We start from the raw sequence: 14,850 nt of genomic DNA on the forward strand, positions 1-14,850 counted from the left end.
GGAAAATTTCCTGAATTCAAAAGTGGATAGGCCTGCCGGAGGGCAGGCCGGTCCGTCGCGTCAGCCGGCGAGTGCGGTGCTGAACAGCCAGGCAAAACCGCCGCAGATCAGGCCGAAGACGAACATGCCGCCGACGGTCACGTACCAGGCCGTTTTCATTTTCATCACCAGACCGAGGATGACGCCGATGACGGCGCAACCGATCAGGGACGCCATCCAGTCGAGGCCGACTGCGAAGACGAGGGTCAGGTAGAGAATGGTGAGGCCGATGATCAGCGAGGACCAGACGCTCACGGAGATGAAGCCGTTGAACGTGCTCTTGTGGTCGGCGATGTCCATTTCGCCGCGGACGTAATCAGTCGCCATCGGTACTATCCCTGTCGTCAAGAAGCGATTGGAAGAGGCGGATAGCACGCGTTGCGCGGCCCGCCAAGATACCTGCGCCGTCCGGTCGCATGACAGCTGTCATGCCCGAAGGGTGATGCCTGCTTCTGCCGCCCGGTCGGGAAGAGGGGCAGTCTCCGCCCGTCGAAACAAGCTGACGGAGCGACAGACCATGTCCGATCTTGCCCGGATCATCCTCAATGAACGACGCCGCTATTGTGCGGAAGCGGGCGGGGGCGTCTCCCTGCCTGTCGCCGGCGCCGTCTACTGGGCGGCTGCCGCGATCGCCGGCGTCTATCTCGAGCCCGGGGACTGGGCGTTTGCGGCGGCCGCCGGTTCAGGCCTGATCTTCCCGCTCGGACTGCTTCTTCAGGGTATTTGCCGCTCGCCCTTCATGAAGGCCAAATCGCCGCTTGGCGGATCCGCCATGGCGGGGATTCTCGCGATCAATCTTCTCTGGCCGGTTCATTTCGCGATCATTTCGGTGTTTCCGGAAGCCGCGCCGCTGACCCTGGCCATCGGCATGGCTCTGCACTGGCCGATCATCGGCTGGGGCTATGCGAGCCGTGTCTGTCTGTTCCACGCCATCGTCCGCGTAATCGCGGTGACGGCGCTCTGGTACGCCCTGCCGGAGCTGCGGCTGGTCGCTATTCCGCTCGCCGTTTCCGCGCTTTATGTTCTGGCGGCAATGGGCCTGTCCTGGGAAGCCAGCCGCTTCCGCGGCATGACGACCGCCCGGGTGGCGTTGAACGGACGAAGCCCCGGGGGAATGAGCCGGGTGGAAAAGGGACAAGACCCATGGCAGTCGACTGGCGCACGCTGATTTCGCCCAACCGGCCCTGGGTCCATCTCCTCTATCTGGGCCTCTTTCTCTTCAACTGGACCTGGCGTACGCCAGGCACGCTTGAGGTCGTACTGTCGCTCGCCGCGCTTGCCGGCTTCGCGGCCCTCTATGTGGTAACGCTCCGGCGCTTGGACTGGACGGTGTTTGTGGCGGCAGCCGTCGCCATCGTGCTGGGCTTCGCCTTCATTCCGGTCAATCCCGGCGGGGCGGTCTTCATCGTTTTCGCGGCGGCCATGTTTGGCTGGCTGCTACCGTCGCGGGCCCAGCTCGCCGGCTTCGGCCTGGCGGCTCTGGCAGCGATCGCTGCCGGGCTGATGATCGGTTCCTGGCTGGTCGCCCTGGTTACGCTGGGCATCGGCGCCATGGCGACGACGGGGGCGGTGGTGGCCACGCGCCGTGTGCAACAGATGCGAGAGGCGGAAGGCGCGGCCTCGCGCGCGGCGCTCCATGCGACGGACGCCGAGCGCCAGCGCATCGCGCGCGATCTTCACGATCTCCTGGGGCACACCCTGTCCGTGGTCACTTTGAAGGCCGATATCGCCGCGCGCCTCCTCGATGACGATCCCGAGCGCACGCGGGCCGAATTGCAGACAATCCAGGACATCTCGCGAACGGCGCTGGCGGAGGTGCGCGAGGCAGTGACCGGATTGCGCGAGCGCGATGTGGTCACCGAGATCGCCGCCGCCCGATCGAGGCTGGAGGCGGCGGGGCTGAGAGTGGATGAGAGCGTGGAGGCTGCGGAGCTCGCTCCGGAACGGGCGACCGTGCTGGCCATGGCGGTCCGCGAGGCCGTCACCAATATCTTGCGGCACGCGTCCGCCTCGACGGTCCGTTTCGTCCTCGCAGAGGCCGATGGCATCGTCACGCTGGATGTGATCGATGACGGTCATGGCGGAGCCGACCGCTCCGGCGGCGGTCTGACCGGGCTTGCTGCCCGGCTTGCCGAAGCGGGTGGGTCGCTGGCTGTGAGCGATGGGGGTGCGGGGCGCGGGACGCATCTGATCGCACGCCTGCCGCTGGGAGAGACGGATGCTTAAACTCGTCATCGCCGAAGACCAGACCATGCTGCGCGAAGCTCTGGCGACCCTGTTGGGACTGGAAAGCGATATCGAGGTCGTCGGGCTGGCCGCGAATGGACGCGACGCGCACGCACTGGTGCGCAGCCATGAGCCGGACGTCGTCGTCACCGATATCGAGATGCCCGACATGACGGGGCTGGAGCTCGCCGCCCTGCTGCAGCGCGAGCAGCGGCTGACACGCGTTCTCGTGGTCACCACTTTCGACCGGCCGGGCTATTTGCGGCGCGCCATGGAGGCCGGCGTGGCCGGCTTCATCCTGAAGGACGGGCCCTCTGCCGATCTTGCCGATGCGGTGCGCCGGGTCGCGGCGGGCGAAAGGGTCATCGCGCCCGAGCTGGCGGCACGCGCCTGGGACGGGGAGGACCCGTTGAGCGATTCCGAGCGGCGCCTCCTGCGGCTCGCCGAGGCGGGGCTGGACAGCAAGGCCATCGCCGAGGCCTCCGGCCTGGCACGCGGTACGGTCCGCAATTACCTGCATAGTGCGATCGCGAAGCTCGGCGTTTCCAACCGGATCGAAGCGGCGCGCCTGGCGCGGGAAAAGGGTTGGATGTAGCCGTTCGGCTGTCTAGGATTGCATCGCTGCAAGTCTGGAGTATCGCATGCGTGTACCCTTTGCCCTCTGGTCGGGAGTTCTCGCCCTGCTGGTCTATGCCGGTTTCGTGGGCTTCGAGTACATGAATTTCGGGATTATCGATCCGGTCCTGCCGATGGCGGCCCGGATCGGCGGTGTCTGGCTCGCTCTCGTCATTCTGGTCGGCGTCGCCGGCATGCTCCGCAAGGCGATGACGGCGCGGCCCGCCGATCTTCCGGACGATGTCGCGCGCGAGATCCGCGCCCATCCCGAAGACGGTTGACCCGGCCGGGGCTCAGCCGCCCCAGCCCGGCCCCGTCAGGACTTCCAGCGCCGCGCCGACCGCAATCGGCTGATCCAGGATGACATGGTGTTCCGCGTCGGGAATGGAGACGAAGCTCGTTTCCGCGCCGAAAGTGTCCTGCATGTAACTCCAGACCTCGTCCGTCACCAGACGGGAGTTTTCCCCGCGGAAGAAGGCGAGCCGGGTCTTCATTTCGGCGGCAATCTCGGCCGGGTCCCCGCGGTCGTAATCCATTTTCTCCCAGAGTTTCGGATCGAATTTCCAGGTCCAGCCTTCGCTGTCGTCCGGCCGCGGCGCCGTCTTCAGCGAGCAGCGGGCGATATGGTCGACCAGGAAGAGGTTCGCGCAGCCCTGCTCGGGCAGGAGACGGAAACGGGCAAGGGCCGCGTCGAAGCTCGCATAGACATTGCCGCCGCGGCTGGGCGGAGAGGAGCGACGCTGGGTGTCGCGCGGGCGGATCGGGCTGTCGAGCACCGCAACGCCGCGCAATTCCTCGCCGAAGAGCCGTCCGGCCATGAGCGAGGCGAAACCTCCGAAGGAGTGACCTGCCACAAAGGGGGCGCCGGCCTCGAAAGCACCGCCATCGCGCCCCACTGCGAGGATTTCCTCGGCATAGACCGGCAGGGAATAGGCGTCGCGATGGTCGCTATCGCCCATGCCGGACAAATCGAGCGCCACAATGCGGCGCGTGCCGGACAGGAAGGGCGCGATGCTGACCCACCAGTCCTTGTGAGCCACACCGCCATGGACGAGAATCAGGCCCGGCTTGCCGCGCTCGCCCCAGGCTTTCCACTGGATACGGGCATCACGCACAAGGCTCGATCCGCGCTCGGCGGGGACGGCCAGTGCCTTTTCGAACCAGGCCGGTGCCGGCGGACGCTCGCCGTTGAATTCTACCAGAGGTGCAGGGGGGCGTTTGGAGGAGGAGTGATTGTTTTTGCTCATTGCCTGGCGCTAGCTGTGAATTCCCGTTGGGTTTTATTGCCCATGCGGGAACCGTGAAGTTGTAATTGCGAAACGGCCATCATTAAAGAAAAGCTCAGATGAAGGCCCACAGGAATGCCAGAACCGCGTCGTCTGGGCGAGCCCTGATTATGCCGCTGATGCCTGACTGATAGGGCGTGACCCGTATCTTTCGTTCTGGTGGTCCTGCCCCTGTGCGCGAATGCCGCATCTTCTGGACTTGATAAATATCAAGACAAGGTTCAAATCGGAGGCCTTCCCGGTACCTCTCCTGTCGCCGGGGGGACAGGCCGGTCGCCGGAGTATGCAATGAGCCAACCGAAGCAAAGTCGAACTCCCTCCAGATGGCGTACGCGGAACTGGGAGGGTGTGGATCGAGTAACCCGGAAATTCCGGTCCACATCCCTGCTACCCGTTTCCACCGCGCTGACGTTCGCTTTGCAACGCGTACTCCGGCGCCGGCCGCAGCTTCTTTCCCGCCTCGGTGAGGCCGAAGGACGCACTATCCGAATTCGTCCGAATGCCTTCCCGGTGGTTTTTCTCATCAGAATAGATAGCCGGGGCGGACGGGTCGAGGCGCGTCCCGCTGCCGACCCGGGCGCAGCCGACGCGAGCGTCGAGGCGTCTCTCGAGACGCTTCTGGATGTATTCGAGGGGCGCGCCGACGGCGATGCGGCTTTCTTCTCCAGCGACCTCTGGATCGATGGCGATACGGCCAGCGTGCTCAGCCTGCGTAATGCGCTGGAAGAGGCCGAACTCTCTCTGTCCGATCTTCTTCCGCTGCCTTTGCCCCCGGTCATGGAGGCGCCATTCTCCGCCGCCCTCAGAGGGGTGGGAAGGCGCTTCGCATGAGCGCGGGGCGACTGGAACTCGTCTGTCCCGCAGGGACACCATCCGCCTTGCGCGCGGCCGTCCGGGCCGGAGCCGATACGGTCTATTGCGGTCTCCGCGACGAAACGAATGCGCGCAATTTCCCCGGGCTCAATTTTTCGCCGGACGAACTGGCCGAGGCTGCCGATCACGTCCATAGCAACGGGTCGCGTCTGCTGGTGGCGATCAACACCTTTGCGCGGGCCGGCAATACGGCGCCCTGGCGAGCTGCAGTCGATCGGGCCGCCGCTGTCGGTGCGGACGCCATCGTCGCCGCGGATATGGGCGTTCTGGACTATGCGTGCGAACGCCATCCTGGACTGAGGCTCCATCTTTCGGTCCAGGCCGCTGCCGGAACGCCGGAAGCGATCGAGTTTTATGCGCGCAGTTTCGGCGTTCGCCGGGTTGTGCTGCCGCGCGTTCTGAGCATTCCGGAAATCGCCGCCCTAGCCGATGAGGTGGATGTCGAGGTCGAGGCGTTCGCCTTCGGCGGGCTGTGCGTGATGACCGAAGGCCGGTGCAGTCTTTCTTCCTATGCCACGGGGCGGTCGCCGAACCTGTCCGGTGTCTGTTCTCCTCCGGAAGCGATCAGCTATACCCGCGAGGGCGGGTGCCGGTCGGCCCGTCTGGTAGGGCTGACCATTCACCGGGAGCCAGAGGGGAAGCCTCTGGGCTATCCGACCCTGTGCAAGGGCCGCTTCAGCGCCGGCGACCGAACCGCGCACTTGTTCGAAGACCCGGTCAGCCTGAACACCATCGATCTGCTCCCCGAACTCTCGGCTGCAGGCGTGTCCGCGCTCAAGATCGAAGGGCGGCAGCGTGGCAAGGCCTATGTCGAGAAGGTCACCCGCGAATTCCGGGCTGCGATCGATGCGATCGGCGACGACAAGTCCCGAACCGACCGAATCTCGGATCTCGCCGGTCTGACCGAAGGGGGACGCAGCACATCGGGAGCCTACAGGAAGACATGGCGCTGACCTTACCGCGACTGCAAGTGACGCTTGGACCCGTTTATTTCAACTGGGGTGCCGATCTGCTCCGGGATTTTTATGCCCGGATCGCCGACGAGGCGCCGGTCGATCGCGTCTATATCGGTGAAGTCGTCTGCGGCAAGCGGACGCCCCTGATTGCCGAGGCGCTCGCGGATTCGGCTGACCGCCTGCAGCGGTCCGGCAAGGAGGTCGTCTGGTCGAGTCTCATCGCGCCGGCCAACCGCCGCGAACGCGCCTCGATGAAGGAACTCGCAGCACTCGGCGATGAGCTGGAAATCAACGACATAGGCGCGCTGACGCCCGAATCGGCGAGCGGTTTCACCGCCGGGCCTTTCCTCAATATCTACAATGAGGCGACGCTCGATACCCTGGTGCGCCGTGGCTGCAGGCGCTGGTGTCCACCCGTGGAACTCTCGATCGACGCGGTCGCGAAAGTGAATGCCGCCCGTCCGGACATTGCCGTCGAGTTGTTCGCTTTCGGCCGCCTCCCGCTCGCACATTCGAGCCGCTGCTATCACGCGCGCTATCACGGCCTGAACAGGGATAGCTGCCGCTATGTCTGCGAGACGGATCCGGACGGATGCCGGGTGGACACGCTGGATGGCGAAGCGTTTCTCGCCTTCAACGGCCTGCAGACGCTGTCCGACGGTGTCCAGGTCTGCGACGCGCCGCTTGAGCGGTTGCGCGAGGCCGGCATTGGTGCCCTGCGTCTCTCGCCTCAGTCCTGCGACATGGTTGCCGTGGCGCATGCGTTCCGCGACCGTCTGGATGCCCGTATCAACGCGGGCGAATTGAAGGCGCGGCTCGCCGGCGAGACACTGGGGCGGCCCATGGTGAACGGTTATCTCAACGATCGGGCCGGCATGGCGAGGATATCCCGTGAAGCGTGACAGGCTCAGGGTCGTTCGCACGGAGATCGATGCGGTCGATCGCGAACTCGTCGCCTTGATGGCGCGGCGCAAACAGCTGGTCGAACGAGCGGCACGCATCAAGCGCCATGCTCGCAACGTCGTCGATGCGGACCGGAATGAAGCCGTTCTCGACAATGTCCGCGCGGCGGCCCTGCGCTACGGTTTGCCGCCCGGCTTCGCCGAGCGCGTCTGGCGCTTGATGACCGAGCTCTGGATTCGCCACCAGGTCAGGATGCTGTGCGATCCCGAGGAAGCCGTTCTCGACGAGCAGCCCGGCTAGACCGGAGCAGCCGGGGGCTTCTCAGCCCGAAGGAAACAAGAATGCGAAAGGCGCGATCGATAACGTCGCGTCGGGGACAAAACGTGCCTGGACGTGCGAGATGGCTCCTTGGTGCCCGAGTCTTGATAAAAGTCAAGATTTCTGACCTGCGCCTCATGGACGCGCGGCGAGGCGCCGCATTTGAGACAGGCCGCTCATTTGCAAGAAATTGTGTCTCAAAAAATTACGGACACAACATCTTGTAGGCTGGAGATTGAAATGGCGGTTATTGAATCTGAAGGCGTTCGGACTGTGGCGGTGGCGAAACCCGCCCATCTGACGGTCGATGTCGAACATGCGATCGAGGAATATCTCGACCGGCTCGACTGGCGGGTGAAGGCAAATGCGAACCAGGGCTACTCCCTGGGCGGGCTCATCCTGAATACGTCGGGCAAGGTGACCGCGAACTACTGGCTTTCCCATATCTACCCGGCGGAGATCGGTTACGCGCACCGGGAAGGTGATCTGCATATCCACGATCTGGACATGCTCGCCGGCTATTGCGCCGGCTGGTCGCTTCGGAATCTGCTCAATGAAGGGTTCAACGGCGTGCCCGGCAAGATCGAAGCGGCGCCGCCGCGCCATTTCTCGAGCGCGCTCGGCCAGATCGTGAACTTCCTCGGTGCCCTCCAGAACGAGTGGGCAGGGGCCCAGGCGCTTTCGTCTTTCGATACCTATCTCGCGCCTTTCCTGCGGGCCGACGGACTCGATTACGAGCACCTCGTCCAGCTGATGCAGGAATTCGTCTTCAATCTGAACGTTCCCTCCCGCTGGGGCACGCAGACGCCCTTCACCAATCTGACTTTCGACTGGGTCTGTCCGGAAGACCTGCGCGATCAGACCCCGCTGATCGGCGGCGAGGAGACGGATTTCGACTATGGCGACTGCCAGGCCGAAATGGACATGATCAATCGTGCCTTTATCGAGGTCATGACGCGGGGTGATGCGAAAGGCCGGGTCTTCACTTTCCCGATCCCGACCTACAACATCACCGAGGATTTCCCGTGGGAAAGCGAGAATGCGCGGCTGCTCTTCGACATGACCGCGAAATACGGCCTGCCCTACTTCCAGAACTTCATCAATTCGGAGCTGAAGCCAAACCAGATCCGGTCTATGTGCTGCCGGTTGCAGCTCGATCTGCGCGAGCTTCTGAAGCGCGGGAACGGCTTGTTCGGTTCGGCCGAACAAACCGGTTCGATCGGTGTCGTGACGATCAATTGCGCGCGCCTGGGACACCGTTTCGCGCATGACGAGCGCAGCCTGTTCGCAGAACTCGATCGTCTGCTCGACCTCGGACGCGACAGCCTGGAGATCAAGCGCGGTCTTGTGCAGCGGCTCATGGATGAGGGGCTATACCCGTATTCGCACCGCTATCTGGGCACGCTCCGGAATCACTTCTCCACGCTCGGCGTGAACGGCCTCAACGAGATGATCCGGAATTTCTCTGGCGATACCGAAGATATCACGACGCCATTCGGCGAAGCGATGGCGGAACGTCTGCTGGATCATGTCCGCGCCCGCATGCTCGAATATCAGGACGAGACCGGGCACATGTACAATCTCGAAGCCACGCCGGCGGAAGGGACCACCTATCGCTTCGCCAAGGAAGACCGGAAACGCTTTCCGGGCATCCTGCAGGCCGGTTCGGACGATGCGCCCTACTACACCAATTCCAGCCAGCTTCCGGTGGGCTTCACCGACGACCCGTTCGAGGCGCTGGAGCGGCAGGACAAGCTCCAGACCCGCTATACCGGCGGCACGGTGCTGCATCTCTACATGTCCGAACGCCTGTCCTCGGCCGAGGCCTGTGCGGCCCTGGTGCGCAAATCCCTGGGACGGTTCAAGCTGCCCTACATCACGATCACGCCGACCTTCTCGATCTGTCCGCATCACGGCTATCTGGCAGGCGAGCATCATCACTGTCCGACGTGCGACGAGGAGGCGCGCGCGGAAGGGCGGTATGATCCGGACGACCGGCAGGCCTGCGAGGTCTGGACACGGGTGATGGGTTATCACCGCCCCGTCTCGGCCTTCAATCCCGGCAAGCGGTCCGAGCATGGCGAGCGGACGCACTTCCTCGAGACGCGTCTTGCCCGCGCCGCGGCCTGACATGCCCGAAGCGTTGCGCGTCGGGGGAGTCCAGACTTTTACGAGCCTGGACTTCCCCGGGCGCCATGCAGCGGTCGTCTTCTGTCAGGGGTGCCCGCTGCGTTGCGTCTATTGCCACAACCCCGACCTGATTCCGGCGTCCGGCACTTCGCCGCTGAGCTGGACCGATATCCGAAATCTCCTCGAGGAGCGGGAGGGCTTGCTGGACGGGGTGGTCTTCTCCGGAGGCGAACCGCTGGCGCAAAAGGCGCTGCCGGCTGCCATCCGGGAGGTGCGATCCATGGGATACAGCGCAGCCCTCCACACGTCGGGGGCATTGCCGGAGCGGTTTTCGGCGGTTCTGCCTGAGCTCGACTGGGTCGGTTTCGATCTCAAGGCGCCATTCGGCGATTATGAAGCGCTTACCGGCGTGCCAGGCGCGGGCGAGCGGGTCAGGCGGGCTTATGCCAGCCTGCTTCGCTCCGGGGTAGAGCATGAAATCCGCACGACCGTCTGGCCCGGTCAGCTCGGATCGCCGGAGATAAGGCGGATCGCGGCGAGCATCGATCCGCGTTTTACCAAACACTTTGTACTGCAGGAGGCCCGCCATCCGCGCGATGGCCGGCCGATGGGCGGAGAGGCTCTGCTCGATGCGGGTCTGCTCGCCAGTCTGGAGCAGCGCTTTGCGCATGTCTCCGTCAGACGCGCGTCAGGCTGACGCAGGTCAATAAGTCTCATTTGCACAAGCCTGGGCGGCGTCTACCCCTGCCTTATTCAATGGAGTTGCCCATGCCACATCATACGGAGAGCGAAGCAGGACGCCGGCGCCGTGCAGCCGTGCCGATCCTGCAGAATGCTTTCAGACCCTTCTTCCTGGCAGCCGGCCTCACCGCGGCTGCGGCGGTGCCGGTCTGGGCGGCCGTCTATCTGGGGTGGATGTCGCCGTCCTGGGCTGACCTTTCGATGCATACGCATGAGATGCTCTACGGTTTCCTCGCAGCGATGGTGTGCGGCTTTGCCCTGACGGCCATTCCCAACTGGACGGGGCGCGCGCCGGTCGCCGGACTGCCGCTGGCCATCCTGTTCGGTATCTGGCTTGCCGGGCGCGGGCAGGTCATTGCCCCGGACTCGCCGATGGCCAATCTGGTCGATCTCGTCTTTCTTCCGAGTCTGGTCCTGATCGCAGCGCGGGAAATTCTGGCCGGAAAGAACTGGCGCAACCTGCCGATCGTCGTGCTGCTGACGCTGTTTGCAGCCTCCCATCTTCTCTTCCACCTCGACGGATACGCGCAGGTCGCTGCACGCGGGACTCTTGCCGTCGCGAGCCTGCTGATCGCCCTGATCGGCGGCCGCATCGTGCCGAGCTTCACGCGCAACTGGATGGCGGGATTGCGCATGCCGGATGTCGCGAAGCTTCCCGCGCCGATGCAGGGCTTCGACAAAGTGGCGCTCGCAGCGCTCGCCGTGTCGATGGCCGCGTTCACGCTGCGGCCCGACCATGCCGGCACGGGAATCCTGCTGGTCCTGGCCGGCGCGCTGAACCTCGTCCGCCTCGTCCGCTGGAGAGGGATGTCCACGGTGTCGGAGCCGCTCGTCTGGTCGTTGCACGCCGGGTATCTGTGGGTCGGAGCCGGAGCGGTTCTGGCCGGACTCGGCGTGGTCTGGCCGGGACTGGTCCCGCCGAGCGCCGGCCTTCACGCCCTGGCTGCGGGTGCTGTGGGCAGTATGGGGCTCGCGGTGATGACGCGCGCCAGCCTGGGCCATACGGGACGCTCGCGATCGGCCGGCCCGGCGACGACGGCGATTTTCGTCCTGGTTCATGCCGGCGCACTGTTGCGCGTCGCCGCTGCCATACACGCGCCCGCGTCCGTGCTGCTGGCAGCCGGGGCTCTGGCCTGGAGCGCCGCATTCCTGCTCTTCGTGGCGGTTTACACGCCCATACTCTTCGGACCCCGAGCGACGTGACGCAAAGCGCGTGCTGGCGCAGCCGGGCGCTCTCGCGTCAGTCGCGTCCGTCCAGAGTCAGGATTTCGACCAGGTCGCCACGCCGGGCTGCCTTGGCATTGATCGTCCGGCGTATCAGGCAGTTTGCGCGAACGAGCGCGGAGAGGGCGGAGGAGTCCTGGTTGGACAGGGGCGCCACCCGCCCGTCTGCGGTCCTGGATGAGCGCAAATAGGTCTCGCGGTGGTCGTTGGCCGACAGGTCGGCGTCGAGCGTTGCCGTCTCGAAGAGCGTCGTCGCTGCGGCGCCGTTGAGGCGTGTTACGGCCGGTCGCAGCAACAGCCTCGCGATAACGAGGGCGGAGACGGGATTGCCAGGCAGTCCCAGATGCGGCACGCCGCGCAACTGGCCGAACCAGGTGGGCTTGCCCGGCTTGATGGCGATCTTCTCGAAATCCAGCGCGCCGCCTTCATCGTTGAAAACCTGCCGGAGATGGTCGTGATCGCCGACCGATGCGCCGCCGATCGTCACCACAAGGTCGAGATCGCCACCACGCGCCAGGGTGTCGCGTACCGAAGCCGGCGTGTCGCGCGCGATGCCGAGATAGACAGGCTCGCCGCCCCATTCGCGAACAAGCGCATCAATGCCCTTGGAAACCGAATTGATGATCTGGTGCGGGCCGGCACTCTGGCCGGGCTCGACGAGTTCGTCGCCGGTCGAGACGATGCCGACGCGCGGCTGCCGGTGCACAGACAGGCTGGTGAGGCCGGCGCCGGCCGCAAGAGCGATGGCTTCCGGCGTGAGACGCGTGCCGGCGCGCAGGAGGGTGTCGCCCTCCCGGAAGTCGATACCTGCGCTACGAACATTGGCCATCGGCCGTTGTGTATCGGCCAGCGTGACACGATCTCCGCTCCGCTCCGTCTTTTCCTGGATAACGACTTGATCGGCGCCGTCCGGCAAGGGCGCGCCGGTCGATATCCGGGCAGCGGTCCCGGGTTCGAGATGTCCCTCGAAACCATGCCCGGCCGCCGACTCGCCGACCAGGTCGAGAGTGACCGGCACATCGCCCATATCCGCAGACCGGACCGCATACCCGTCCATGGCCGAAGCAGCGAAGGGCGGTTGGGTCCGCGCCGCGACCGCGTCAGCCGCCAGCACCCGGCCGAGGGCCGACTGGAATTTCATCGGCAGCGCCTCGGTGGCCGTAAGGCTCCGCAGGATGCGTTCGCGGGCTTCGTCAACAGTGATCACTCGAACGTCCTCGCGCGCTATTTCTCTGTCAGACGGGGGAGGAGCTCGACCAGGTTGCACGGCCCGTGATCCCGGTTGAATTCATGCGTGAGGATCCCGTTCCATGCATCCTTGCAGCCGCCCGTCGAGCCGGGGATGGCGAAGAGATAGGTCCCGTTGGCAATGCCGGCCGTTGCGCGGGACTGTATCGTGGACACTCCGACCGCCTGGAAGCTGATCTGGTGAAATACGGCTGCGAAGCCCTCCATTTCCTTTTCGAACAGGGGCTTGAGGGCTTCGGGCGTCACGTCGCGACCGGTCAGGCCCGTGCCGCCGGTCGCGATGATGGCGTGGATTGACGGGTCGTCGATCCACTTTTGCGCCTGTTCGCGAATAAGCGGAATTTCGTCGTGAACGATCGCATGGTCGATGACCTCATGTCCGTCCCCGGCGATCTTCTCGCGCAACCACGGTCCTGTTTTGTCGGTTTTGGAGTCGCGCGTGTCCGATACCGTCATAACGGCAAATCCGACCCGGTTCGGTGTGGCGGTCATTTCGAGACTTCCTCTGTCTTTTCCAGCCAGGCAGCCGCAGCTTCGTTATCGTCTGCCCTGGGCTCCACCCATCGGGAGCCGCTGGCGGTTATTTCCTTTTTCCAGAATGGCGCCTGGGTCTTCAGGACATCGATCATGAATGAAACCCCGTCCAGCGCAGCCCGCCGGTGGGGTGCCGCAGCTCCGACGAAGACGATCGGATCGCCGATCTCCATCCGCCCGACACGGTGAACGATAATGGCGCGATGGAGAGACCAGCGCCCGCAGGCATGATCAGCGATGCGTTGCAGGGCGTTTTCCGTGACACCCGGATAATGCTCCAGCTCCAGTGCCGTAAGCGTCCCGCCCGAGCGAACCTGGCCGACAAAGCTGGCTGTTGCGCCGCACCCGCTCGCGCCCTGTCCGAGACGATCGAGCAGCGCGCCGGGCTGGAAGGCCTGCGTCAGGACTGCAACGTCGATTTGCGCCACATCAGCCTCCTGAGAAAGGCGGACAGAATGCGATTCTGTCCCCGTCCCTCAAGGGCGTATCGGCTGTGGCGATCATATCGTTCACGATAAACCGGACAGACCCATGTCCGAGCGGTTCGGCATGCTCATCGCGCCGGATCAGCCATTCGACCAGCGCGCGCGGTGTGGCGGCGTCCGCCTCGATCGTTTCCTCGGCAGTTCCCATGCGATCGCGCAGGGCCGCGAAATAGTTCAGTGTCAGAGCCATGGGTCAGCCTCCCGTATGGGCCATGTTGCGCGCTACAGCAGGGCCGGCATTGCGTGAAATGTCAAAATCGTGGGCTTCCGGCTTGCGCGCCATGGCTTCGTCGAGCCGGGCATCAAGCGCGTCCGGACCTTCTTCTCGCAGGGTCTTGCGCAGATCCAGCGCTCCGTCCCGTCCGAGGCACATGAAGAGCTTGCCCGTGCAGGTCAGGCGGACGCGGTTGCAGCCTGCGCAGAAATTCTCCGTCAGTGGCGTGATGAAGCCAAGCCTGCCGCCGGTTTCGGCAACCCGCACATAGCGCGACGGGCCGCCCGTCCGGTCTGCCAGCTCGCTCAGCGTGAAATGAGAGGAAAGCCGGTCGCGGACGGTCGTGAGCGGGAGGAACTGGTCCGCCCGGTCCTGGTCCACTTCGCCCATCGGCATGATCTCGATGAGCGACATGTCGTATCCGCGGCCGTGAGCCCAGACCATGAGGTTTTCGATCTGGTGTTCGTTCTCGCCCTTCAGGGCCACTGTGTTGATCTTGATGTGCAGACCGGCCTCGCTGGCGGCGTCGATACCGCGGAGCGTGTCGCCGAGAGCGCCCCCGCGCGTCAGTCGGCTGAAAGTGCGCTCGTCCAGCGTGTCGAGCGAAACGTTCAGACGCTTCACGCCTGCGCGTGCCAGCCGGGTCGCGTATTTGGGAAGCTGGGTGGCATTGGTCGTCAGGCAGACCTCTTCGAGCGATGACACGCCGATCCGGGCGCCGAGATTTTCGATCAGGGTCATGATGTCCCGGCGAACGAGGGGCTCTCCGCCGGTAACCCGGATTTTCGACACGCCGCGGCGAATGAAGGCATCGCAGAGCATGGTCAGCTCCTCGAGCGAGAGGAGGTCGCGTTTCGGGAGGAATTCCGGGCGCGCCTTCATGCAATAGACGCAGCGCAGATCGCACCGGTCCGTCACGGACAGGCGCAGATAGCTGATATGCCGTCCGAATGCGTCGACTAGAGGCGGGTGAGTCTGGGTCTGGAAAGAGCGGTCCACTGAGGGGCCTCCCGGTTTGGCTTGTTGCCCTTGACAAACATCAAATCGTGCGCGCTTGC

The 14,850-nt window shown here is 64.6% G+C and carries 18 protein-coding genes; 11 read left to right on the forward strand and 7 right to left on the reverse strand.

Going from position 1 to position 14,850, the window contains the following annotated elements; all coding sequences use genetic code 11:
• Positions 1-60 precede the first annotated feature (60 nt).
• On the reverse strand, positions 61-366 hold the full coding sequence (locus AC13HB_RS04680) for an aa3-type cytochrome c oxidase subunit IV (RefSeq protein ID WP_482948568.1): 306 nt from the start codon (positions 364-366) through the stop codon (positions 61-63).
• Between the two features lie 190 nt (positions 367-556).
• On the opposite strand from AC13HB_RS04680, the gene AC13HB_RS04685 reads away from it, so the two are divergent.
• The 4 genes from AC13HB_RS04685 to AC13HB_RS04700 are packed head-to-tail and all read left to right on the forward strand — an operon-like array spanning position 557 to position 3,161.
• Positions 557-1,207 carry a DUF7010 family protein gene (locus tag AC13HB_RS04685; RefSeq protein ID WP_482948569.1) on the forward strand — a complete coding sequence of 217 codons (651 nt, stop codon included), beginning with the start codon at positions 557-559 and terminating at the stop codon, positions 1,205-1,207.
• On the forward strand, positions 1,183-2,265 hold the full coding sequence (locus tag AC13HB_RS04690; protein ID WP_482948570.1) for a sensor histidine kinase: 1,083 nt from the start codon (positions 1,183-1,185) through the stop codon (positions 2,263-2,265). The genes AC13HB_RS04685 and AC13HB_RS04690 overlap by 25 nt, the downstream gene beginning before the upstream one ends.
• Positions 2,258-2,860, forward strand: a complete 603-nt coding sequence (locus AC13HB_RS04695; RefSeq protein WP_482948571.1) for a response regulator transcription factor — start codon at positions 2,258-2,260, stop codon at positions 2,858-2,860. Before AC13HB_RS04690 ends, AC13HB_RS04695 begins: the two co-directional genes overlap by 8 nt.
• A 46-nt stretch (positions 2,861-2,906) precedes the next feature.
• Complete coding sequence (locus AC13HB_RS04700) at positions 2,907-3,161, forward strand: hypothetical protein (RefSeq protein ID WP_482948572.1); 255 nt, start codon at positions 2,907-2,909, stop codon at positions 3,159-3,161.
• Positions 3,162-3,173: 12 nt separating this feature from the next.
• Here AC13HB_RS04700 and AC13HB_RS04705 read toward each other — a convergent pair whose 3' ends face one another.
• Positions 3,174-4,127, reverse strand: coding sequence for an alpha/beta fold hydrolase (locus tag AC13HB_RS04705; RefSeq protein ID WP_482948573.1), 954 nt, complete (start codon positions 4,125-4,127; stop codon positions 3,174-3,176).
• Positions 4,128-4,454: 327 nt separating this feature from the next.
• On the opposite strand from AC13HB_RS04705, the gene ubiT reads away from it, so the two are divergent.
• From ubiT to AC13HB_RS04740, 7 genes are all read left to right on the forward strand, one after another.
• Positions 4,455-4,997 carry a ubiquinone anaerobic biosynthesis accessory factor UbiT gene (gene ubiT / locus AC13HB_RS04710; protein ID WP_482948574.1) on the forward strand — a complete coding sequence of 181 codons (543 nt, stop codon included), beginning with the start codon at positions 4,455-4,457 and terminating at the stop codon, positions 4,995-4,997.
• Positions 4,994-5,992, forward strand: coding sequence for a ubiquinone anaerobic biosynthesis protein UbiU (gene ubiU / locus AC13HB_RS04715; RefSeq protein WP_482948575.1), 999 nt, complete (start codon positions 4,994-4,996; stop codon positions 5,990-5,992). The genes ubiT and ubiU overlap by 4 nt, the downstream gene beginning before the upstream one ends.
• Entirely contained in the window at positions 5,983-6,897 is a 915-nt protein-coding gene (gene ubiV / locus AC13HB_RS04720) for a ubiquinone anaerobic biosynthesis protein UbiV (protein WP_482948576.1), read from the forward strand. Before ubiU ends, ubiV begins: the two co-directional genes overlap by 10 nt.
• Complete coding sequence (locus AC13HB_RS04725; protein WP_482948577.1) at positions 6,887-7,198, forward strand: chorismate mutase; 312 nt, start codon at positions 6,887-6,889, stop codon at positions 7,196-7,198. Before ubiV ends, AC13HB_RS04725 begins: the two co-directional genes overlap by 11 nt.
• Positions 7,199-7,396: 198 nt before the next feature.
• Complete coding sequence (locus tag AC13HB_RS04730; RefSeq protein WP_482948578.1) at positions 7,397-9,346, forward strand: ribonucleoside triphosphate reductase; 1,950 nt, start codon at positions 7,397-7,399, stop codon at positions 9,344-9,346.
• A 1-nt stretch (position 9,347) separates the two neighbouring features.
• Positions 9,348-10,043 carry an anaerobic ribonucleoside-triphosphate reductase activating protein gene (locus AC13HB_RS04735; protein ID WP_482948579.1) on the forward strand — a complete coding sequence of 232 codons (696 nt, stop codon included), beginning with the start codon at positions 9,348-9,350 and terminating at the stop codon, positions 10,041-10,043.
• 71 nt (positions 10,044-10,114) lie between these two features.
• Positions 10,115-11,290: an NnrS family protein gene (locus AC13HB_RS04740; RefSeq protein WP_482948580.1), complete on the forward strand. Its 1,176-nt coding sequence runs from the start codon at positions 10,115-10,117 to the stop codon at positions 11,288-11,290.
• A gap of 37 nt (positions 11,291-11,327) precedes the next feature.
• Here the strand turns inward: AC13HB_RS04740 and AC13HB_RS04745 are convergent, their stop codons facing one another.
• The 5 genes from AC13HB_RS04745 to moaA are packed head-to-tail and all read right to left on the reverse strand — an operon-like array spanning position 11,328 to position 14,791.
• Positions 11,328-12,518: a molybdopterin molybdotransferase MoeA gene (locus AC13HB_RS04745; protein ID WP_482948581.1), complete on the reverse strand. Its 1,191-nt coding sequence runs from the start codon at positions 12,516-12,518 to the stop codon at positions 11,328-11,330.
• Positions 12,519-12,535: 17 nt separating this feature from the next.
• Entirely contained in the window at positions 12,536-13,051 is a 516-nt protein-coding gene (locus tag AC13HB_RS04750; protein WP_482948582.1) for a molybdenum cofactor synthesis domain-containing protein, read from the reverse strand.
• Complete coding sequence (locus AC13HB_RS04755) at positions 13,048-13,521, reverse strand: molybdenum cofactor biosynthesis protein MoaE (protein ID WP_482948583.1); 474 nt, start codon at positions 13,519-13,521, stop codon at positions 13,048-13,050. Before AC13HB_RS04755 ends, AC13HB_RS04750 begins: the two co-directional genes overlap by 4 nt.
• Before the next feature lies 1 nt (position 13,522).
• On the reverse strand, positions 13,523-13,768 hold the full coding sequence (locus AC13HB_RS04760; protein WP_482948584.1) for a MoaD/ThiS family protein: 246 nt from the start codon (positions 13,766-13,768) through the stop codon (positions 13,523-13,525).
• A gap of 3 nt (positions 13,769-13,771) precedes the next feature.
• Positions 13,772-14,791, reverse strand: a complete 1,020-nt coding sequence (gene moaA, locus AC13HB_RS04765) for a GTP 3',8-cyclase MoaA (protein ID WP_482948585.1) — start codon at positions 14,789-14,791, stop codon at positions 13,772-13,774.
• Positions 14,792-14,850: the final 59 nt, after the last annotated feature.

It is taken from the genome of Maricaulis sp. B-26 (genome assembly GCF_056857855.1).